Source organism: Caballeronia sp. LZ033 (genome assembly GCF_031451265.1).
In the GTDB taxonomy this organism is placed as follows: domain Bacteria; phylum Pseudomonadota; class Gammaproteobacteria; order Burkholderiales; family Burkholderiaceae; genus Caballeronia.
On record NZ_JARUXQ010000004.1, the window covers coordinates 1 to 21,732 of the forward strand.

Below are 21,732 nucleotides of genomic sequence, written 5' to 3' on the forward strand. Positions count from 1 at the left end.
GCATCAAGCTGAAGCTAAAAGGGCTGAGTCCTGTGATGTACAGAACTCAGCCCTCACGGCCCTAGCCCAAAACTGTCCAACTTTGCGGGGTCAGTTCACCGCAGCGAGGTTTTTTTCGTTGCGCCGCCAACGTTACTTGGCTGCGACCGTCTTCTGCGTCTGCTCGCCGAGCCCTTGAATGCCCAGCTTCATCGTCTGGCCGGCCTTCAGGTACACCGCGCTCGGCTTCACACCCATGCCGACGCCCGGCGGCGTGCCGGTGGAGATGACATCGCCCGGCTGCAGGCTCATCACCTTCGACAGATACGCCACCAGTTGCGCGACCGTGAAGACCATCGTCTTCGTGTTGCCGTTCTGATAGCGCTTGCCGTCGACTTCGAGCCACAGGTCGAGCTTTTGCGGATCAGCGATTTCGTCCTTCGTGACGACCCACGGTCCGATCGGGCCGAACGTATCGAAGCCCTTGCCTTTGTCCCATTGCGTGCCGTGCTCGAGCTGCCATTCGCGCTCGGAAACATCGTTGATCACGCAGTAGCCGGCGACGTAATCGAGCGCGCTGGCTTCGTCGACATACTTCGCTTCCTTGCCGATCACCACGCCCAGTTCGACTTCCCAGTCGGTCTTGACCGAGTTGCGCGGGATTTCGACGTCGTCGTCCGGACCGCTGATCGCGCTGGTCCACTTGTTGAAGATGACCGGCTCGGTGGGCACCGGCAGGTTCGACTCGGCGGCGTGATCCGCGTAGTTCAGCCCGATGCAGACGAACTTGCCGATACGGCCGACGCACGGTCCGATGCGCGGATTGCCGTCGACGACCGGCAGCGTCGCGACATCCACCGCGCGCAGTTTCGCCAGGCTCGCCTCGGTCAGCGTCGCGCCGGTGATGTCATCGACGACCTTCGACAGATCGCGAATCCGGCCCTCGGCGTCCAGCAGACCCGGTTTTTCCTGACCCTTGGGGCCGTAACGAAGCAGCTTCATCTGAGTTGATCCTCCTGGTTCGAAAAAGAACGATGACCGGTCAGTTCGACCAGCCACCATCGATGATGTGAATCTGACCCGTCGTGAACGACGAGTCGTCCGAGCCCAGATACAGCGCGAGCGCGGCGATTTCCTCGGCGCGGCCGACACGTCCCATCGGCTGGCGAGCGACGAAGGCGGCCTGCACCTGATCGACGGTGGCGCCCTGCGCCTTGGCCTGTTCCGCGATGCGGTCCTTGAGCGACGGCGACTCCACCGTGCCGGGACAGATTGCGTTGCAGCGGATGCCGCGCGTGACGAAATCGGCGGCAACGGACTTGGTCAGGCCGATCACGGCCGCCTTCGACGCGCCATACACGAAGCGGTTCGGCACGCCCTTCACGCTCGATGCCGCCGACGACATGTTGATGATCGACCCGCCGCCCGTCTCCAGCATTTTCGGCAGGAACGCGCGGATCGTACGATACATGGCCTTGGCGTTCAGGTCGAAGGCGAACTCCCAGTCTTCCTCGGTCGCTTCGAGAATCGAGCCGGCATGCACGTAACCCGCGCAGTTGAACAGCACGTCGACCGCGCCGATTTCCTGCGCGAGCGCGTTGACCGCCTGCGAGTCGCGGACGTCGAGCCTGCGCACTTCGAAGGGCTTGCCGTCGAGCGACTCCGTGCGGATATCGGTGGCGATGACACGCGCGCCTTCCTTCGCGAAAAGCTGAGCCGTCGCAAGGCCGATGCCCTGTCCCGCCGCCGTAATGAGCGCCGTCTTGCCTGCCAGTCTTTGTACCATCTACTGCTCCAGTCGAAGTTGTTTTTGAGACATCTTGGCTATAAGAGCCGGTTTGGGTTTTTTCCGAATCGCTTCAGAGTCGATAGAAATTTTGGGCGTTTGCGCCGAATATCGCGTCTTGCGCGGCTTTGTCGAGATGCGCGGTCAGACGGCTTGCCGTGGCGTGCCACACGGCATAGTCGCCGTTGAGATTGAGCACGGGCCAGTCGCTGCCCCACATCAACCGCGCGGACCCGAACTGTTCGACGAGATGCGCGACATAGGGTTTCAGCGTGGCCTCGGTCCAGCCAGCGTTTGCCTCAGTCGCGAGACCGGAAATCTTGCAGTGAAGTTGCTGCGGTAGTGCGGCTAGTCTCGCGATGCTGTCGGCCCAGGGCTGCCAGCTGGATTCGATGCCGTCGCGAATCGGCGGCTTGGCCGCGTGATCGACGACGATTTTCAATGTCGGATAGCGCTCGACGAACTCGATCAGCGACGGAACATGCCGCGTGAAGATGAGCGCGTCGAAGGCAAGATCGAGATCGATCAAGCGATGGATCGCCGCCGGATGTGGCGCGTGGGCGATCCATGTGTCGTCGGGCAGATCCTGAAGCATCGGCCGCACGGCTTTGAACTTCGGGTCGCGAGCGAATGTGTCGATCATCTGCACGGCATCGGGCGAATCGAGCGGCACCCAGCCAACCACGCCGGCAATCGAATCCTCGGTGCGGGCCAGATCGAGCAGATAGCGCGTTTCATCGATGGTCGGCGCAGCCTGCACGACGACCGTTCGAGCGATACCGGTTGCTTGTCGCAAGCGCGTGAGGTCATCGGGTGCGAAGACGCGGTAGAGCGGCTTCATGTCCGGCGTGAGCCAGCCGTAGTCGCCTCGCGCCGGATCCCAATAGTGTTGATGCGCGTCGATGTTCATCGCGGCACCGGCGCATCCGCATGCAGCAAGCCTTCGGCGCGCAGTGCATCCCAAAGCGCCGGCGGAACCGGCGTCGCAAAAGATGCCGCGTTCTGACGCACTTCATCCGGCGTGCGGGCGCCCATCAGCACCGTGGCCACGACTTTATGCGCATAAGGAAACTGGATGGCCGCGGTCGACAGCGCTACGCCGTGCTCCCGGCACACGCGCTCCAGTTTGCCGACACGCTCGACGATGTCCTTCGGTGCATCGCCGTAGTTGAACTTGAGATCGCCATGCGCTTGATGGTCAAGCCCGCGTGCCAGAATGCCCGAGTTGAACGCGCCGCCCAGCAGGATGCTGACGCCACGCTTTTCGCATTCGGGCAGGAGATCGTCGAGGGTGTTCTGTTCAAGCAGCGTGTATCGTCCCGCGAGCAGCGCGCAGTCGATGTCGTACTCGGCCATCATCTCGCGCACTGCAGCGCCTTCATTCACGCCGAGGCCGACCGCCTTGACGCCGCGCGACTGCTTCAACTCGTCGAGCGCGCGAAAGCCGCCTTCGTTGGTCAGTTGCTTCCAGTAATGTGCGTTGTTTGCACCATGGGTGACCCGGCCGATGTCGTGAATCAGCACGATATCGATGTCCTTCATGCCAAGGCGCATCTGGCTGTCCTCGAAGGAACGCAGGATGCCGTCGAACGTGTAGTCGTAGATTGCCTGGAACGGCAGCGGCGCGGCCCAGCCTTCGCTGCCGTCGTCGGGCGTCGTGCGTGGGACGAAACGGCGCCCGACTTTTGTCGACAGCACGAAGTCTTCACGTGGATAGCGCCGCAATGCATCGCCAAGACGATGTTCCGCCTTGGTGTGGCCATAGTGTGGCGCGGTATCGAAGAAACGAATGCCGGCTTGCCAAGCGGCGTCGACCGTCGCACGCGCGGCGTCTTCAGTGAGTTCGTGATAGAGGCCGCCGAGCGGCGCAGTACCGAGCGACAGCGCGCTCACTTCCAGCGGCGTGCGGCCAATCTTGCGTCGGCGCGAAACAGCCTGGGTGTCTCCGGTCATGTGCAAGCCTCGGTGGTTTCCTTCAGTGTGAAGCGTTCTCGGCCGTGCGAGACGCCACAGTACCCTGTCGCGCTTCTCCTCGCAAACCTGCGGACCGGGACATTGACCTTATGAGGAATCCGCGGACTGCCGCTGCTTGCGATGTTCGAACTTCGAGGAGCTCGAGATCACGCGCGTTTGCAGCGGACTCGGCCAAGTGGCGATGCGCGCCTTTGATCGCAGTCGGCGCCGCGACGTCCGTGCCAACGCCTTTTGCTATAACAGCGCGCGGCAATTCTCGCAGTGCGTCGATCTCCTGCAAGCCTCTCATCGGCGCCTGGTTTTGCGTGTACATGGCTGCCGCTGGATTTACGGACGCCCATGCAAGCGCTCTGTCAGACATCATTTCCCGGCGCGTTTATTCATCAGTGAACGTAATATTCATATTCGCACGACACGAAGTCAAGAAAGCGTTGAGTCGGAACGGCAAGTAGTTTCCCGAACGCGCCGAAATGTGAACCCTTTCTGCGGCTTACACTGGCGCTCCTGACACCAGATATCCACCCAGACTGAGAATGCCTTCCGAACCGATGGACCAGGATGTCGATGCCGACCGCTACCGTGCACCCGCGCTCGACAAAGGCCTCGACATCCTCGAACTGCTGTCTGAGCAGAAGTCAGGGCTGACGCGCGCGGAAATCACGAAGCGGCTCGGGCGCAATGCAAGCGAGATGTATCGGATGCTGGAGAGGCTGGTTGCCCGTCAATATGTCGTGCGTTCGCCGGAAGGCGATCGCTACTCGCTGAGCCTCAAGCTGTACGCACTTGCGCATCGTCACCCGCCGATGAACCGGCTGATTGCAGCGGCCCTCCCAGCGATGCAGCGTTTCGCCGACGCTGCCGAGCAGTCCGTGCACCTCGTGGTCTACGAGCGCGGGAATCTGCTGGTGATCGCCCAGGTGGATGGGCCTGGGACTTGGGGCATATCGGTGCGGCTTGGCGCGCGCGTCGGTCTGATCGATACCGGCTCGGGCCGCGTGATGCTTGCCTTTCAAACGGACGAGCAACGCGAACACATGCTCGCCGAACATACGAAGGTCAAGGGCGAGATGACCGTGGACGGTGCAGTGCTGGACGCCGACTACCGGCAGATCCAGGAAGCGGGTTTTTCGAGGAAGGACAGCCAGCAGAGTTTCGGCGTGACAGACGTGACGTTTCCGTTGCTCGGTCCTTCGGGCCAGGCGATTGCCGCCCTCACCTGTCCATATATGCGGCGCATCGACGACTATGTTGCACCGTCCGTTGAAGAAGTGACTGCCTTGCTGATGGAAGCATCGAACTCGCTTTCGATGACGCGTGACTGAGCACCGTGCGCGACGCGTTAGAATGGCGACCCTTCCAAAAGGCAAGGCGTCATGACGGCGCATTGCCGTGTTCAACCCGACGCATTTCCGATGGCGAAACTCCTTTCCGATACCGAATTCCTGCGCTTCTCCGAACTGCAGCAAAAGCAAGCCAGCTTCACCATCACGTCCGACGAAGCGGACGAGCTGCGCGAAATCGTCGCGCGCGCACAGAAGAAACGCGACGATCGGGCGGCTGCGATGCAATCGATCGAAACCTACATCGCGCAGTTCGAGATCTCACCGGACGAACTCTTCTCGGCTGAGCAGATCGGCGAAGCGGCGCGGACCTTTGGCCTCATTCCGGCCGCGAAAAAAGAACGCGCACTACCGCCTCAGTTGACGCACAACGGCAAGCCATATCAGTGGACCTCGCGCGCACTGCCCGAGGAGATTCGCGCGCCGCTCTTCGATGCGTTCGTCTCGGGACAGTCGGTCAAGCCGTTTATCGCGACGCTCAAGGACACATTGCGCTGTGCGCTGACCATTGCGCGGCTCGAGAAGGAAACGGGAAATTCGTATGCCGAAGCATTGCTCGATGAGCTCTCGATCTCGCGCGCGCAGGTCGATGACGCGCGAGACAAGCTCGCGGCCTAGTTCGAGGCCGGCTGTGTCGGCTTGACGCCCAGCCGCATCTTGAAGCCGACGACGCCTGGATCTTCAGTCTTCGTCAACTCGAAGCCGGCACGACGCGCCAGTGCGATCATGCCGGCGTTCTCCCGCAACGCCTCGCCCACCAGCCAGCGCGTGCCGCGCTTTCTCGCGTAGTCGATGATGCGCGAGAGCAGAAGCCCGCCTAAGCCCCTGCCTTTCATGTCCGAGCGCGCCGCCACGGCGAATTCGGCTGTCTCGTTGTCCGGATCGGCAATGGCTCGCGCGACGGCCAGCGTTTCGCCGGTGCCCGCATCGTCGGCGTGGGTGACGATCAACGCCATTTCCCGGTCGTAATCGATCTGCGTCATGCGGGCGAGTTGCGAGTGATCGAAGCTGCGCACGGCACCGAAGAAGCGAAGACGCAAGTCCTCCGCAGTATTGGCCGCGACGAAGGCGCGATGAGCGTCTTCGTCCTCGGGCCGGATCGGACGCACCGTAATGCGCATGCCACGCCAGTCCAGCGTCTCCTCGAGGCAGCGCGGATAAGGGACGATAGCCAACGGCTTGCGATGTACACCGAGTGTGAGTTGCGCCTCGTGCGCGGAGACGGAATCGCGCGTCACACGCAGAACCAGCCGAAGCGCGACGATTTCTTCGATATAGCAAACGAGTTGCGAAAGTGCGGTGAGTGCCGCGAGCAGCAACTCCGTTGGCAGTTCGCGCGAGCGCGGTGAGCGCATGACCAGATCCCGCGACAACACGGGATTGAGCGGCGGCAGCGCGAATTCGTGCAGCGCATCGGCCAGGCCCAGAGCCCCCTCGGCCTTGAACTCAAATACAGGACCGAACACACGATGGTTGAGCAGGCGCGCCTGGATCTCGACTGCGTCGCTCGCCAATGCATTCGATGGTCCGGGTTTGACCGGAATGCCGAAGCGTTCGAGTGCGCGTGCGGCTCGTTCTCCATCCAGTTCCGCTACGCCGTTCGCTAACGCAGCACGGATGTCGTTCTGCGCGGTGTGGAGATCTCGCGGGAGCTCGGCCGGCTGACCGTCAGGCGTCTGCATGAGCAGTTTGCGTCCTTGTCGAAAATCAACAAGACGGGCGAAGGCACGCGCCAGCCGATGCGGCGTCGTATGGACCGGGATTCCGTTCGTGTGCAGGGCGTCGCGGGTTGTGGAATCCACGCAACCGAAAAAGCACGCCAGCAATCCGCGATAGGCGTGATGGCGCTCATCGATCAACGCGCGTGCGACATCGGCTACGGGCGCACTGTGCGTCGGCGCGTGCACGATAAAAGCTGTGCCGGACTCGCGATGATCCGCAAGTGCGCGAATTGCGGAACCGAAATCGGCAGGCGTGGCATCGTCGCCAAGGAGAAGAGGATTACCGGCATGAGCGCGCGGAAGCGCAGCCGCGATGGCATCGCGCGTGGCGGCCGGCCAGTGAGCGAAATCGTCTCCTGCGCTGGAGAACGCATCCTGCGCAAGCGCGGCGACACCGCGGTCACTCGTGATCAACGTCGCGACGTCACTCGACGCGACCCGGCCGATACCCAGGGTTTCGATTTCATCGAGCAGATCATCGAGCGAATCGACGCGCACCAGACCCGCGCGGCGGAATACGGCACCGTAGAGCCGATCGAATGGATCGTCGCGACCGGTGCGCAGGACCAGCACGGGCTTGTTGCGCGCGGCGGCCCGGGCGGCGGAGATGAACTTGCGTGCGGAAGTCACGCTCTCGATGGCAAGCAGGATCGCTCGTGTGGAGGGATCGCTGGCGAGGAAATCGAGGATGTCACCGGAGTCGACATCGGCCTCGTCGCCCAGTGCAATGACTTTCGAAAAACCAAGGCCGCGTGCGTTCGCCCAGCCGAGAACGCCGTTAGTCAGCGCGTTCGATTCCGATACCCAGGCAACACCACCGGGTTTGACCTTGCAGGCGGGAGCTCCAAGACACGCACCGATGGCAGGTGTGACGACGCCTAGGCTCGATGGCCCTACGATGCGCATCAGGTAAGGGCGCGCAGCGGCGAGGGCCCGTGCGGTCCACTCCTGGGTGCCAAGACTTGCTGCTTTCCACTGCGCTGGTTGCGTGGCTGAGGAGCCTCTTTCTTGCCGATCGGCCTCACCGACGATTACTGCCGCCTTGGTTCCTCGTCTACCGAGGTCCTCGATGAGCGCTGGCCAAGTATCGGGGCGCGTACAAAGGATGGCGACATCAGCGCAGTCAGGCAGTGCGGCGACAGTCGGATAGACGGGGGTATCGTTTAGCGCTTCATGCTTGGGGTTGACGGGCCATAGCGATCCAGCGAATCCGGCACATAGCGCGCGCGTCCAGACCATTTCTCCAACGCTTCCGCTCCGTGACGACGCACCGACCACGGCAATCGACTTCGGTCCAAACAGTGTGTCGAGGTTGCGAACGGTCATGGCAACTCCAGCATCGAAGCTTGATAGAGCGCTCAAGGATAGGCGATTTCGCTTGATGGCATTGGCCGCGGCGGACAGTCGTGAGCCGTGCCTTTATGCGCATAAAGCCTCCCCATTGGATCCACGAGCTACGCCAGCGAGAGCTTCATATAATTCGTGCGATGGGAGCGTCCAAGCTTTATGCGCATAAAGCTCGCAGTGATCGAGGCACACTGAGACGCTCATGCCTGAGACGACAGCAGGCAGCCGCCGAAAGATTCATTTCGCGACAAGTATCGGCGCTGATCGCGGGAAACCGGCAAGGGCTCGCCTTTCCTTTTGTTCTTGAATGTCTCAACGCCATAGCAAACGATGGCAAGCCTAAACGAGAAGAACCGTCCACGAATCACACGCGAACCACACTCAGGCCAAACTGCCTCGCCATGTGGCTTTATGCGCATAAAGATCTCGCAACTCGGGCAATTGGAAATGCGCCGCGGCCCCATTGGAACATCTGTGCATTGCCATAACACGCGCAGCCGTGAAGCATTGACACCACCGCGCAGCAGCGTTGTTACTCAAACCTCCCTGTCTTAGTTCGGCTCAATCGAAGCTTTATGCGCATAAAGCTAGGCCGAACGGCCAGCACACTCTGATTCAGCTAATTTGACTGGAAAAATCACTACGTCAATGTAGAATTCAACGAACTTCAAAAATTCGGAGCAGAACGTGGCAGCGGAAATCATAGCGATCACGCAGCAGAAGGGCGGGGTCGGCAAGAGCACCATTGCGATGCACTTGGGGGCAGCTTTCCACGAGAAGAAGAAGCGGGTTCTCGTCGTGGATGCGGATGGGCAAAACACACTTGTCCACTGGTCCAGCGCTGCCTCGGACGAGGCCCACGGTATTCCGTTTCCTGTGGTTAATCTGTCGGAAGCGGGGGGACAGATCCACCGGGAGATCAGGAAATTCGTCAACGACTACGACATCATCGTGGTGGATTGCCCGCCCTCCATTACGGAGAAAGTTTCCGGCGTGGTTCTTCTTGCAGCGAGTGTCGCTGTTATTCCGACGTCTTCATCACCAGCCGACTATTGGTCAAGCGTGGGCCTGGTCAAACTGGTCCAGCAAGCGCAAGTTATGAACGAAGACTTGCGCGCTGTCTTCCTCCTCAACAAGACCGAAGAGAAGCGCATGCTGACGCGCGAACTCAAGGTAGCCCTCGAAGAGCTTGGTTTTCCTCTGCTCAAAACTCAAATCCCCACCCGCGAGTGCTACAAGCAGGCAATGGCACTCGGCCAAACCGTGCTTCAGATGACCGATCGTGGTTCGCGTCTCGCTGCGATCGAGATTCGCGCCGTTGCCGATGAAATCCTCGGCATGCTCTCCTGACTTTATGCGCATAAAGGACCCTGAATGAAACCGTCCCAGTTTGCAAAGGGCTTCAAGGCCCGTCCCGACTCCACGAGCAGCGAGAAGCGCACGGCGCTTGACCGCCTCAATGCGATCGACGGAATCGTCGATATCCAGCAGGCAAGTCAGGCCGCTGCAAATGGCCGTTCCAGCGCCTTTGCTGCCGACGACACCGCCGATGTCACCACCGGCGCCGAAACCGATGATTACCGGGCCTGGAGACGAGCAAACCGTTACACCGCCGGTCAGATCATCGATTTGCCGCTCAAGTCAATCAAGCCAAGCCCATTCAATCCCCGCCACTTTTATCTGAAGACGTCGATCGCCGAACTTGCTGTCAACCTCGCGAAGCAAGGGCAGCAACAGGCTATCCACGTCATCCCGGACTACGCCAGCCCAGGAACCTTTTTCGTCAGTGACGGCGGCCGTCGCGTGCGCGCGCTGAAGGAGGCGAACAAGGAGACGGTCAAGGCGGTGGTGGTCGACTTGCCTATCGGCATCGAGAGTTACAAGCTTGGCTACGATCTCAACGTCCAGCGCGACTCCCAAACCGTGTTCGACAACGCCGTAGTCTGGCGGCGCTTCCTCGACGAGAAACATTTCCAGAGCCAGCGCGAATTGGCCGAGCATCTCGGACTCGACGAATCGACGATCGCAGTGGCCCTGTCCGTCGCCAAGCTTCCCGAGAACGTCATGCAGGAGATGGTCACTCGACCGGACCGGTTCGGCTCGAACATGGCCTATCAAATCGCGCGCTACCATACCGCCCGCGGCAGCGACGCTACGCTGCGCCTGATCAACAAGATCACGTCCGACGATCTCAGCACACGCCAGGTCGCTGATATCGTGAAGGGACGCGCGAGCGGTCAGGCTGGATCCAGGACACCGAGCCGTCAGCGCTATGCCCAGCGACTCGAAATCAAGCTGGACGGAATCGCGGTAGGTGATTTGAAGTCTTACGGAGAAGATCGGCTCGAACTTCGTTTGCGTGGCTTGTCGCGCGAAAAGCGTGATGAACTGCTGCATCAGATCGAGACGATGCTCGAATCGGGAAAGCTCAAGAGGTAAGTGTCGCCCGTCGTCGGGGCTGAGCCCTGCCGACGCTGTGGGCCGGTCGCCTTCCAGCGGAACCGAGGTTCAACCAGCGCGCGACTGGCTCAGCGTGAACGCGAGAAGGTCTCCATCGGTGGGCTCGCCCCAGGTCTTTCGCGCAAGCCAGTCGAAGAACGACGTTTCACCCAGTTTCGAATCCAGGCCGCGCTTGCGCCAATCCTCACGCATATGCGTGCCCAGTCCCGGTAGCACATCTTCTTCGAACGACTGACGCGCAACTTCCCGTTCATCCTCACCTTGCTCGTCGTAGAGCACGCGCGCTTCCTTGCGTCGATAAGCCGAGAACTCGCTCAGCAGACGCGCCTTGAGATCGTCCGCGCCATTGACCGCTGCGGCCATCGCTGCACGCGGCACGGCACCGTTCGCAGCCGGCGGAGCGGCATCTACGGGAGGTGCGTAGCCTTTCTTGAGTGCATCCTTGAACAAGGCAGCTGCGCTCCGAACCGCCGGCAATGTCGTGCTGCGCATGCGCTGCTCCGTCATCTGCAAGGCCGCGCGAATACGGTTCTCTTCACTGTCTGCGTAGAGCGTTTGCGCATCCTTGAGCGGAATACCGATCTTTACCATCCGGTCGACCAGCGTGCTATCGAAGACATTCGGATGTTCGTCCAGCGCCAGCATGGGCTGTTTCCGCTCGGTCACGCGAAACTGGATCTCGGCGACTCGACGTCCCTCCCGGTGCTCCACCAACTCGACAAAGATGTTCGTCACCGCGTTCACTTCAGCAATGGCCGGACGCAAGTAATCCCGCTTGAAGTACTTGTATTCTCGTTTGGCTTCGTCGCCCGCTTCCGTGTCCGGCGTACCGGATAAAATCGGCCGCCACCACTCCCAGGTCTCGCGCATCGTCAGATGGCTGGGATTGGTCAGGTATCTCACGCAAATCTCATATAGCGCAAGGCCGGCGCTGCTGCGTAACTGACTCTGAAACTGAAGGCTCAAACGGGCGTACTGGACGGGATCGAGCAGCTTTTTCTTGATCTTCGGCGCGAAGGAAAACTCCACCCAGACCCGGCGTGTCGTTGGATCCTCGAGAATTTCGGCGTCAGCGATAAGCGTGGAAATGCCCCACTTGCGACCAGGCTTCTGACTCGATGTCCCCGTGCTCCATTCGACCTGCACTGAGACCATGCGCCGCAGATGTTCCTTGACCAATGCTGTGTCATTCGAATCGAATGCAGAGTTGGCCACAATATCCGACAACAGCGCGCGGTAAGTGTCACCGGATTCGTCCGCCTGCTGCGCAACGGCCAAGAGTACGTTGAACAACTTGCGAGTTAGCAGCGTGATCTTTCCGCTTTTTGGCTGAATTGCAATGGCTTCGACGGCCTTGCGCAGCTCCGCCGAGCTTGGGCTGACGACGTCGGTTTTCTTGGTGCGCTTGGTTGCCATGCGGTAAACGGATTCGAGATTGCGGTGAGCATACCGATTGGGGTGAACGGCGTCTATAGGGTCAATCTCACCGTCGAGCGGTGAAGCCTTGCAAGTCGTGTCGACTCACTGCGGTGCGATCCCGCAAACACTCACCCCTCACCGGTCGATCCCATCGGAGCAGCGCCGTATCCACGCGCGTAAACGGGAAGCGCCTTGTTTTCGAGGCTCCGGTGGACGAATCAATTAGTCCCGAAAAGACTCACCTTAAAAATTTTTTTGCTCGGCGGCCCTCGTGATGACGCTGGCGAAGTGCGCCGGTGGTGGCCATGCAGTGCGTGTATCGGCGTCGAATGAAGTCGACGGATGCCACGAGGTGCCTGGATGGCCCAATCAATCCGAGATATCTCCCGGAAAACCTCACCTTTCCCCCGAAATCATTTGGTGCATATGCCTTCACGATGCCCATTCGACACGCCTTTGTGCCTGGCCAGCTCCCGAATTGCCTCACCTTAAGCCAGCAAAGTTGGCGCGAAGGCTCAAACCAACCGTAACGCGTCTCCCGAAAATCCTCACCTTTCAGCAACTGCAAGTCAGAACTCTCGTCTTTGCAAGCACTTATCTCGCTTTCCTCATGCCTATTCGAGCGTAAGAGCACCTGTAGAACCTCACCTTTTGTCCCTACCAGCTCTCGCCGCGGTGGATGTGACAGCTCCTGAAATGTCTCACCTTTCGCCGGATCCGAAACTTCGCGTCATCTATAACCCATTGTTTTAGAAGTATTTTTCAGAAAAAGAGAAAGTTTCGCCCTTATCGAAGAACTGCCGGGAGACTGCCGCGTCCCGTAATTCCTCACCTTTCTGATTGTGACTTGCATCAAAAACGAACGAGTCAGCATAGAGATGACGTCCCGAAAACTCTCACCTTAGGCTCGATAGAGGCCTTCCAAAGGACAAGGGAAGACAAATCAGCGTTGGCTACTCCCGCAAGCTCTCACCTTTACCGGTTTCAGCAAGCAAAAATCGAGGCCAGCACCGCTTGGCGCCTGAAAAGACTCACCCGCATAGCGCGTTGAGTCCCGAATCGCCTCACCGATACGTAAAAATTGCCGATTCAGTCCGAAATTTCGCCCTCTTCGGTTGCTCCCGAAAACTCTCACCTATGACTTGGGCTCGCCAACGATAATCAGCATGCAAATCAACGTATCGAGCCTGCCAGGTTCCCGGAAAGCCTCACCGCTGCAGAACACACGGTCCCTGAACCCGCTCACGATGCCTCCTGTTGGAACTCACGATGCTCCCCGAATCTCATCACCGCAGCTTCCCGTAGAGCTTCACCATCCATCCCGGAGGTTCTCACCCAATCGCGCGCAAAGCCTTATCCATCAAGGGTTTCGCTTGGCGTTAACGGTTTTAACTAGGTTCAAAGGTGTTTACTTTCTAATACTCTCAAGCACCGCGAGTCCTCAGAAGAGGACAAACAGCAAACAGCCTTCGTGAAACAGCAGCGCATAGAACGCGCTAGCATTAATTTCATAAAAAACATAGAGTTGAGGCTTTTAGCTCACTATGTTTCACGAATAGGCCGCCTTGAGCGTCGATCAGCATGACCTATTCCGGCCAGCATCATGGCAAACCCGAGCAACGCTGTTGCAAAACTTGAAATTAGTATCAAACAGAACGTAAAACGTTATGATCGATATCTCGATATTGGCGTTTAAGCTATGAATCCAGACTTTCGCACCGCGCTTAGAGATGAAATCGAGACAATGCGAGCCAACGGCGCGCGGCGGCAGGATCTTTCCCAACATGCCTGCAAACGTCTCTTCTTCGACTTCGGCGTCAGGCCATCGGTAACGACGGTGCGTGAAATCACGCAAATCGGCAGCGCCAGCGATATTCCCCGAGACATCGACGCCTTTTGGACCGAGGTACGGACCACGCTTCGTCCCCGACTTGATGCGGGCGCGATTCCGGAATCGCTAAGAGATCGCGCCGGCGAGCTGTTCGCCGCGCTCTATGACGACGCACTTCAGCACGCCCGTAGCGCGCTTGCAGAAGACAGGGCTCATCTCGATACTGCCATACGAGCCGCTGAATCTCAGGCTCGCGACGCAGACATTCGCTGTGAAGCGACCGAGCAGGCGCGAGAACGGGCGGATGCGCGCGCCGAGGCCGAAGTCGCGCGTGTTGCCGTGCTCGAAGCCGAACTGAACTCACTCCGAAATCAGCGGGCTGAGGCACAGGCGGGCCTGCGCGAGATTGTCGCTCGTTGGGAAACCGAGAATGAAGCGCTTTCCGCTCGTCTGCAACAGGAGCAATCAACGGCGGCACGTCTGCACGACCGAGTTGATCAACTGCAGAACGAGATGCGTCAGAGCGCAGAGCACTACGCTCAGCAAATCAAGGATGCCGTCAAGGAAGCGGAACGGCGTGTAAGGCCCATGCTCGTCGAACTCGACTCCTTGCGTGGCATGGCAGCCACATACCAAGCGGGCATGCGCGAGACGAGTCAAAAGGAATTCGACTTCATTCAGCAACTGAGCGCGGCCAGAAGCCGCGCTGAGAGGCTTGAGTCTCAAGTGCGCGTTCAATCCGATGAAATCGACGCGCTTGTGCGCGAGCGCGACCTCCGGAGCACCCAAGCGAGCGTCAGCAAGGAAATTGGTGAACTGCTCGCGGTGCTGGCGGGAGACGGGCGCCTGAGTGCAGCGGAAATCGCCGGGCTCGGCACTCAGGTCGACAACTACGTCGTCACGCCGATCGTCTGTCCAGGCTGCGATGCTGGCGAGCCCGAGATGCAGCGCCACGAAGATGAGTTTGAGCTTTCCTGCCCGCATTGCGAAAGAACGTCGGGCGCGGTGGCGTCGAAACTGGCGGCGGTGGATGAGTTTTTCCGCTCCAGCCGCGTCAACCATCCCTGAGTGGCAGCAGAGCAATGCACCCGAAAATCAAAGGTGAGGATTTTCGGGACCACTGTCGAGGCGTCGTGGGCTCACGTATCGGCGCCCGATTCATGGGCATGGGCCAGATCTCGCTCCCGTATCTGCTCACCCATCCAGTCTTGCCACGCGCGATAGAGGCGGTGTGCTGACACTGTCTGCTGAAGCCCGAGCCACTGCCCAACTCTGTCTGGATCCGTTCCGTTCTCGAACAGTTCAGCTGCGTAAGTGTTACGAAGTGTTTGCGGACTCGCCCTGGCGACGCGCGATGCGGCAATGCCGGATGCGTCCACGACGGCGTCGATCGCACGCAGCATGGTCGCCTTGTGCATCGAGCGTCCGGCCAATGCCGCAGGGAACAGCAGATCGCCGGCATGTCCCGCTGCTTTGCGTTCTGCCATCCACTGGTCGAGCAAATCGAGCGCGAACGGCGCGAGGCGCGCCTGTCGGATCAGCAACGGGTTGGCCGCGTCCACGGTGAGATACGGCGCGCCGGTTGCGTAACACTCGACGGTCAGCTGCGCCGCTTCGCCCGTCTTCACGCCGGCGCCAAGAAAGGCCGCTACCAGCGCCCGATCGCGCCGCTCCTTCCAGCGCTGGCCGGCCAGCAGCGAGCTCAGGGGCGAGTGCAGATGCGCGATGAGCAAGGCACGCTCGTCGTGCGTGAGAAAGCCGGTTGGCTCGTTGTCGCGGGCCTTGCGCCATGCCGCGTCTCCATCCTGCGCGATGAATCGCGCAGGGTTCGTCGCCGCCGATTCGACTTCCCGCACATGATCGAGCACGCGCTCGATGAGTCGCAGATAGCGCATCCGCTGCGGCCGGCGAATGTCCAGTTGCGCCACGAATTGTTCGATGACAGGCCGTTGCACCGTATTCAGCGTCGCGCGACGAGACGTCAGCCACTCGAGAAAGTTGCCCCATTGCGCGCGATAAACGTCCGCCGACGATGCGCGGAACTCCTGTTGAGCAAGCCACGCGTCGAAGGCCGAGTGAGGGTCGGCTTGCCAGTCAGCGCGCTGTTGGTCGAAGAGATCGGAAGTGTTCGGCATGGTTTCGGTAGCGCGTGCCTCGCTGTGTTGCACTGTGCACAGGGTCGTGCCTCGTGCTTTCTACGTCAAGCACCGCTGTGATAGAGATCGGAACGCTCGTGCTGCGCGAGTCGGGTGCGGTGATGTAGCCCGCGAAACTCACTGATGAGAGAACTCTGATTTCTCGCCACCCGCTGAGGAAGCATCGGGTGGCTTCGGCGGGAATTTAATGCTCGTGGGAGCACGCGGATTGTCCCGCGTGCCAGGACGCTTGGCCTCAGTGCGCGGCGATTGCCAGTTGCGGTCGGCCATGTCGAGCAGCGCGCTCGTAGGCGTCGACAGCGAACGCGAATACTGCGGGTAAGGCGTCGGACGAAGCGACGTCGACTACGTCGTCGGTCTGAGGGAAATGGAAGTTATCAGGCCGCGAGAAGAGTTCGCGAAGCGTGGCTTCGTGCCGCCCGGCGAAGCCCAGATCCGCGACGGCCTCTGCTTCGATGGCATGCAGGAGGCGCCAGGTCAGCGGCACGCCCTTGTCGATATAGCGTGCGGCGATCTGCCGTGTGATGCGTTCCAGATCACGTACCGCACGAGCAAACTGCCTTCTGCTGAGACTTTCGCCGTTCGACTCCATGATTCACCCCTTTGCGAGCTGGTCTTATTGTACTGTATAAATATACAGTACTGGTGCGATGAAACTAGCGTCGCGCTACTGGTCGCGGCTGTATGTGCGATTCCGCCTACGCGTCTTTCAGACATCCGCCGCTATGCGCGCTTGCCAACGAAGCGCACTGTGGAGCCATGCTTGGGAATGGTCCTGGGCGAGGCGCGCAGAGAGCGGTTGAGAGCGGTTGAGTACGTCTGAACCGCATAGCGCACCCATTACGCTGCAAGACACGGGAGAACCGATATGAACAAGGATCAAGTGGAAGGCGTTGGCAAGCAAGTTAAGGGCAAGATCAACGAAGGCGTTGGCAAGATGACGGGCGACAAGGTCCAGGAAGCCAAGGGCGATATGCAGCAAGCCGCCGGTAAGGTGCAGAAGGGTGTGGGCGATGCACGCGAAGACGTCAAGGACAGCGTCAAAAAAAATCCGTAAGCGGATCTGACCGAGGCGATTTTGGCGCATCGGTTGCGCCGCTTTGAAGTGGGACGCTCATCGTTGAGCGTCCTTTTTTTATGCCGATCGGTCCAAGGAACCTTAGGCATGTCGAGTCGAGCGCGACGTCAGACGTTTATGCGCATAAAGCCCACCGCAGCGGTAAAGACCGCAGCAGCTACCCATGAATGACGATAAGGAGCGCCTTGGCTTCAGCACGTCCGACGTTGCAAATCGCATGCGCTTCATCTGCCGCATAACGCGCGGTATCGCCTGCTTTTAGTCGACGTGCCGATCCCGACGCTTTGATCTCTATAGCTCCGTTCAGCACGGTGAGATGTTCGCGCGTGCCGGGTTCATGAGCTTCCGAAGTAAGCGCCGCACCAGTTTGCAGCGTGAGTTCATACCACTCGAATTTACCGGCTAGCTCGATCGGCCCCCAGACACGCAGCTGATAGCCGCCGTTGTCGCCGGTCAAGGTCGGAATGTCGTGGGGGCTGGCGACGCGAATCGCTTCCACCGGCCTTTGTTGCGCGAATAGTTGATCGAGGCTGATCCCGAGCGCATTGGTCAGTCGCCATGCAACCGCGATAGTCGGATTGGCTTTGTCTCGTTCGATTTCCGACAACATCGATTTCGACACACCCGCCGCGCGAGACAGGTCGTCGAGCGTCAGCTGTCGCTCACTGCGCAAGCGCTGAATCATCTCGCCGACACGCGGCGGAGTCGCGCCGGCGGATTCGGTTGCCTTTCCTTCCGGTCCTGAACTTGCCATGACTCCCACAATCCCTTAGAGTGTTCGGTATATCGGAAATATGTTCGAAATATCGAACGTGTTCAGCGTATTGAATGGACTATAACAGGGCTATTGGTTGCGCGCGCACGCATGTTGGACTGCGTGCAACCTCTACCGGCCGCCACGAACGAGGATTTGCCATGAACGACCGATACCTCAGTCATCTCCGCGAGACACTCGAAGAAATCAGGGCTGCCGGTTTTCACAAGACCGAGCGCGTCATCGCCTGTCCGCAGTCGTCAGACATTCGCCTTGCGAACGGAAACGGCGTGCTTAACTTCTGTGCGAACAACTATCTCGGGCTGGCGGACGATCGCCGATTGATCGATGCAGCCAAGGACGGGCTCGACAAGGATGGCTTCGGCATGGCATCGGTGCGCTTCATCTGTGGAACTCAGACGGTGCACAAGGAACTTGAGCACGCCATCGCGCAATTCCTGAAGACCGAAGATGCCATTCTCTATTCCAGCTGCTTCGACGCCAACGGCGGCCTATTTGAGACGTTGCTGACCGAAGAGGATGCAATCATCAGCGACGAGTTGAATCACGCAAGCATCATCGATGGCGTACGACTTTCAAAGGCCAAGCGTCTGCGCTACAAGAACAACGATCTCGCGGACCTCGAAGCGCGTCTGCAGGAAGCCGACGCGGCCGGCGTCCGCTTCAAGCTCATTGCGACCGATGGCGTGTTTTCGATGGACGGCATCATTGCCGATCTCGCCGGCATCTGCGATCTCGCCGATCGTTATCAGGCGCTTGTCATGGTTGATGATTCGCATGCCGTCGGCTTCATCGGTGAGCACGGACGCGGTACGCCGGAACACTGCGGCGTGCTGGATCGCGTGGACATCCTCACGGGGACACTGGGCAAGGCGTTGGGTGGCGCATCGGGCGGGTATGTCGCGGCAAGCAAGGAAGTCATCGACTTGTTGCGTCAACGCAGCCGGCCTTATTTGTTCTCGAACTCGCTGGCGCCGAGCATTGCGGCAGCATCGCTCAAAGTGCTCCAACTGCTTGCCAGCGACGAAGGCGCTTCTTTGCGCAAGCGGGTCAAGGAGAACGGCAGGCGTTTCCGCGAGGCGATGACATCGCTGGGCTTTGATCTCGTGCCCGGCGAGCATCCCATCATTCCCGTCATGCTGGGTGACGCACAGCTTGCGTCGAAGATGGCCGATGCGCTGCTCGACGAGGGCGTTTATGTCATCGGCTTCTCTTACCCCGTGGTGCCCAAGGGGCGTGCCCGTATTCGCACTCAGATGAGTGCAGCCCACACGTCGGAACAGATCGATCGCGCGGTTGATGCATTCGCACGCGTCGGGCGCACGCTCGGCGTCGTTCGCTGAGCCTCAAGGCAGGCTTTATGCGCATAAAGCTTGAAACGGCCGCCTAAGCACCAAGGGACGCGTGCCGGGTCACAAGCCCGCACCACTCCATGCACGCGATTCCAGCACAAACCGTCAAGACCACCGTCAGGACCAAAAGCAATGAAAGCTCTCGCCAAACTGGAACGCGCCCCGGGCCTCACGCTTACACGAGTGAAGCGGCCCGAAGTCGGCCATAACGATGTCCTCATCCGCATTCGCAAGACCGCGATATGCGGGACCGATATTCATATCTGGAAATGGGACGAATGGGCGCAGCGGACCATTCCCGTGCCAATGCACGTCGGACATGAATACGTTGGCGAGATCGTGGAGATGGGCCAGGAGGTGCGCGGTTTTGCCATCGGCGACCGTGTATCGGGTGAAGGTCACATCACGTGCGGCTTTTGCCGCAACTGTCGCGCGGGGCGGCGTCATCTATGCCGCAATACCGTTGGCGTCGGTGTGAATCGCGAAGGCGCGTTCGCCGAGTATCTCGTCATTCCCGCCTTCAACGCGTTCAAGATTCCCCCGGACATCTCGGATGATCTCGCCGCGATCTTCGATCCATTCGGCAACGCAACGCATACCGCCCTCTCGTTCAACCTCGTCGGCGAGGACGTGCTGATTACCGGCGCCGGGCCCATCGGCGTGATGGCGGCGGCGATTGCGCGGCATGTCGGCGCACGTAACGTCGTGATCACCGATGTCAACGACTACCGGCTCGAGCTCGCGCGAAAGATGGGTGCAACGCGTGCCGTCAACGTGTCGAATGAAAATCTGCGCGACGTGATGAGCGAAGTCGGCATGACCGAAGGTTTCGATGTTGGACTGGAGATGTCCGGCGTACCGAGCGCGTTCACCGCCATGCTGGAAGCGATGAATCACGGCGGCAAGGTCGCGCTGCTGGGTATCCCGCCGGCGCAGACTGCCATCGACTGGAATCAGGTCATCTTCAAGGGACTTGAGATCAAGGGAATCTACGGTCGCGAGATGTTCGAGACCTGGTACAAGATGGTCGCGATGCTGCAAAGCGGTCTGGATCTCTCACCCATCCTCACGCACACCTTCCCCGTCGACGACTATCAACGCGCGTTTGACACGATGCTCTCCGGCAACAGCGGCAAGGTCGTACTCGACTGGACCGCAGAAACAATCTGACACCTCACTGCGCCGAATCCGCGCGCGGCTTTGAAAACTCGGCCTGGATGGCGACGTGCACATCGTCGCCGACTGCCGGATACCACGTCGTCAGCCCGAACTGTGAGCGGTTGAAGTGTCCATCGGCCGAGAAGCCCAAGGTTTCCAGCTTCGTGAGCGGATCTACCGCGTGCCCGTTGAAGGTGACGTTCAGGCCGACCGGCCGCGTCGTACCGCGAATGGTCAGGTCGCCCGTCAGCGTGCCTTTGTCGTCACCCGTGCGCTGGAAGCCCGTGCTGACGAATACGATTGTCGGATAGCGCTCCACGTCGAACATGTCCGGTCCCTTCAGCATGCGGTCCAGCAGCGGTACATTCGTGTTGACACTCGATGCATCGATGGTCGCTCGCACCGAACTGCCGGACAATCCGTCCGCAATCCAGTCGAGTTGCGCCTTTGCCTTGTCGAATCGAATGACGAAGCGTGAATAGTGAAGATGATCGACGTCGAAACTCACATTCCAGTGATGCGCATCGAGTTGATACTGTCCTGGTGGAACGCTCGATTCGCTCGACGACACATGGTGCGTAACGACCTGCAACGGCGTGCAGGCCATCATCGACGCGACAAGACTGGTTGAAATTAGCGCCTTCAAAACGTTCATCGCTCACTACCTCGAATACGGAAATTACGAACTGGAAGATCGGATCGGACGCCTTGGAAACACACGCCCGCCGTCACGTCGATTTCGTGCGTCCACCCGATAATGACGCGATCCGGTAGAGTTCGCCTCGCCCTCTCTCTCAAAAAAAGGCGCCGTCGCTGCCACGCGATGGCGGAGAACCTATGCGTCTGTCGCTACCCTGGCTCCGATCGTTTCATTCCGTGTTGCTGACCATTGCCGCAGTGCTGGCGTCCGGCTGGACATCCGCCGCTCATGCAAGTCTGTGCGGCGACGGTCTCTGGGCGGACGCGATGATCGCGTCGCATCACGTTCATCCGGACAAGGACTTCGAGCAGTTCAATCCGGGTATCGGCGTCGAATGCTGGGTCGCGCCGCAATGGGCGGTGACGGGCGGTTATTTCCGCAATTCGCTGTCGAAACCGTCTTTCTATGGCGGCGGTGTGTGGAGCCCGGATTTCCTGCACTGGCAGTATGTCCGTTTCGCGGTCATGGCCGGACTGATCTCCGGCTATGACTATGGCAGCTACGGAATCGGCCATAACCATACGGTCGGTCCCGTGGCCGCGCCGCTGATCATGCTCGAATACAAACGGGTCGGCGCCAATATCATTCTGATTCCGCCCATTCCATCGAGCGATCTTCCGTTCACGCTCGGCTTCATGCTTCGAGTGAAGTTCTGA

The 21,732-nt window shown here is 59.8% G+C and carries 19 protein-coding genes; 9 read left to right on the plus strand and 10 right to left on the minus strand.

Annotated elements, in window-relative coordinates; translation table 11 throughout:
* Nucleotides 1-132: 132 nt before the first annotated feature.
* The 4 genes from QCE62_RS27390 to QCE62_RS27405 all read right to left on the minus strand — a co-directional run bounded on the left by QCE62_RS27390 (nucleotide 133) and on the right by QCE62_RS27405 (nucleotide 3,718).
* A complete protein-coding gene (locus QCE62_RS27390; RefSeq protein WP_309925368.1) occupies nucleotides 133-981 on the minus strand; it encodes an ureidoglycolate lyase in 849 nt (282 codons plus the stop codon).
* Nucleotides 982-1,021: 40 nt separating this feature from the next.
* Nucleotides 1,022-1,765: an SDR family oxidoreductase gene (locus QCE62_RS27395; protein WP_309925371.1), complete on the minus strand. Its 744-nt coding sequence runs from the start codon at nucleotides 1,763-1,765 to the stop codon at nucleotides 1,022-1,024.
* Between the two features lie 73 nt (nucleotides 1,766-1,838).
* Entirely contained in the window at nucleotides 1,839-2,675 is an 837-nt protein-coding gene (locus QCE62_RS27400) for an amidohydrolase family protein (protein WP_309925373.1), read from the minus strand.
* A complete protein-coding gene (locus QCE62_RS27405) occupies nucleotides 2,672-3,718 on the minus strand; it encodes an aldo/keto reductase (RefSeq protein ID WP_309925376.1) in 1,047 nt (348 codons plus the stop codon). The genes QCE62_RS27400 and QCE62_RS27405 overlap by 4 nt, the downstream gene beginning before the upstream one ends.
* A gap of 554 nt (nucleotides 3,719-4,272) precedes the next feature.
* On the opposite strand from QCE62_RS27405, the gene QCE62_RS27410 reads away from it, so the two are divergent.
* Entirely contained in the window at nucleotides 4,273-5,061 is a 789-nt protein-coding gene (locus QCE62_RS27410) for an IclR family transcriptional regulator (protein WP_309925378.1), read from the plus strand.
* 90 nt (nucleotides 5,062-5,151) lie between these two features.
* The gene (locus QCE62_RS27415; RefSeq protein WP_309925380.1) at nucleotides 5,152-5,697 is read left to right on the plus strand and encodes a hypothetical protein; all 546 of its coding nucleotides are present in this window, start codon (nucleotides 5,152-5,154) and stop codon (nucleotides 5,695-5,697) included.
* Here QCE62_RS27415 and QCE62_RS27420 read toward each other — a convergent pair.
* Nucleotides 5,694-8,126 carry a GNAT family N-acetyltransferase gene (locus tag QCE62_RS27420; RefSeq protein WP_309925383.1) on the minus strand — a complete coding sequence of 811 codons (2,433 nt, stop codon included), beginning with the start codon at nucleotides 8,124-8,126 and terminating at the stop codon, nucleotides 5,694-5,696. The genes QCE62_RS27415 and QCE62_RS27420 overlap by 4 nt on opposite strands.
* Before the next feature lie 708 nt (nucleotides 8,127-8,834).
* Between QCE62_RS27420 and parA the strand changes: the two genes are divergently transcribed.
* Nucleotides 8,835-9,497 carry a ParA family partition ATPase gene (parA, locus tag QCE62_RS27425; RefSeq protein WP_309925386.1) on the plus strand — a complete coding sequence of 221 codons (663 nt, stop codon included), beginning with the start codon at nucleotides 8,835-8,837 and terminating at the stop codon, nucleotides 9,495-9,497.
* A 24-nt stretch (nucleotides 9,498-9,521) separates the two neighbouring features.
* Complete coding sequence (locus QCE62_RS27430) at nucleotides 9,522-10,586, plus strand: ParB/RepB/Spo0J family partition protein (RefSeq protein WP_309925388.1); 1,065 nt, start codon at nucleotides 9,522-9,524, stop codon at nucleotides 10,584-10,586.
* Between the two features lie 69 nt (nucleotides 10,587-10,655).
* Here the strand turns inward: QCE62_RS27430 and QCE62_RS27435 are convergent, their stop codons facing one another.
* The gene (locus tag QCE62_RS27435) at nucleotides 10,656-12,023 is read right to left on the minus strand and encodes a replication initiation protein (protein ID WP_309925390.1); all 1,368 of its coding nucleotides are present in this window, start codon (nucleotides 12,021-12,023) and stop codon (nucleotides 10,656-10,658) included.
* Between the two features lie 1,702 nt (nucleotides 12,024-13,725).
* Between QCE62_RS27435 and QCE62_RS27440 the strand changes: the two genes are divergently transcribed.
* Nucleotides 13,726-14,925 carry a DNA-binding protein gene (locus QCE62_RS27440; protein WP_309925394.1) on the plus strand — a complete coding sequence of 400 codons (1,200 nt, stop codon included), beginning with the start codon at nucleotides 13,726-13,728 and terminating at the stop codon, nucleotides 14,923-14,925.
* Nucleotides 14,926-14,996: 71 nt separating this feature from the next.
* On the opposite strand, the gene QCE62_RS27445 is transcribed toward QCE62_RS27440, so the two are convergent.
* Nucleotides 14,997-15,992, minus strand: a complete 996-nt coding sequence (locus tag QCE62_RS27445) for a tyrosine-type recombinase/integrase (RefSeq protein ID WP_309925396.1) — start codon at nucleotides 15,990-15,992, stop codon at nucleotides 14,997-14,999.
* 256 nt (nucleotides 15,993-16,248) lie between these two features.
* The gene (locus QCE62_RS27450) at nucleotides 16,249-16,605 is read right to left on the minus strand and encodes a DUF2471 family protein (RefSeq protein WP_309925399.1); all 357 of its coding nucleotides are present in this window, start codon (nucleotides 16,603-16,605) and stop codon (nucleotides 16,249-16,251) included.
* A gap of 276 nt (nucleotides 16,606-16,881) precedes the next feature.
* On the opposite strand from QCE62_RS27450, the gene QCE62_RS27455 reads away from it, so the two are divergent.
* Nucleotides 16,882-17,070: a CsbD family protein gene (locus tag QCE62_RS27455; RefSeq protein ID WP_309925401.1), complete on the plus strand. Its 189-nt coding sequence runs from the start codon at nucleotides 16,882-16,884 to the stop codon at nucleotides 17,068-17,070.
* 178 nt (nucleotides 17,071-17,248) lie between these two features.
* Here QCE62_RS27455 and QCE62_RS27460 read toward each other — a convergent pair whose 3' ends face one another.
* Entirely contained in the window at nucleotides 17,249-17,845 is a 597-nt protein-coding gene (locus QCE62_RS27460) for an XRE family transcriptional regulator (protein ID WP_309925404.1), read from the minus strand.
* A gap of 161 nt (nucleotides 17,846-18,006) precedes the next feature.
* On the opposite strand from QCE62_RS27460, the gene QCE62_RS27465 reads away from it, so the two are divergent.
* Both QCE62_RS27465 and tdh read left to right on the plus strand, forming a co-directional pair.
* Nucleotides 18,007-19,209: a glycine C-acetyltransferase gene (locus tag QCE62_RS27465; RefSeq protein ID WP_309925405.1), complete on the plus strand. Its 1,203-nt coding sequence runs from the start codon at nucleotides 18,007-18,009 to the stop codon at nucleotides 19,207-19,209.
* 141 nt (nucleotides 19,210-19,350) lie between these two features.
* Nucleotides 19,351-20,388: an L-threonine 3-dehydrogenase gene (tdh, locus tag QCE62_RS27470; RefSeq protein ID WP_309927466.1), complete on the plus strand. Its 1,038-nt coding sequence runs from the start codon at nucleotides 19,351-19,353 to the stop codon at nucleotides 20,386-20,388.
* Between the two features lie 4 nt (nucleotides 20,389-20,392).
* Here tdh and QCE62_RS27475 read toward each other — a convergent pair whose 3' ends face one another.
* Nucleotides 20,393-21,031, minus strand: a complete 639-nt coding sequence (locus QCE62_RS27475; RefSeq protein WP_309925406.1) for a YceI family protein — start codon at nucleotides 21,029-21,031, stop codon at nucleotides 20,393-20,395.
* A gap of 182 nt (nucleotides 21,032-21,213) precedes the next feature.
* Here QCE62_RS27475 and QCE62_RS27480 point away from each other — a divergent pair, with 182 nt between their 5' ends.
* Nucleotides 21,214-21,732 (plus strand): hypothetical protein, encoded by a 519-nt coding sequence (locus QCE62_RS27480; RefSeq protein WP_309925407.1) that lies wholly within the window; start codon nucleotides 21,214-21,216, stop codon nucleotides 21,730-21,732.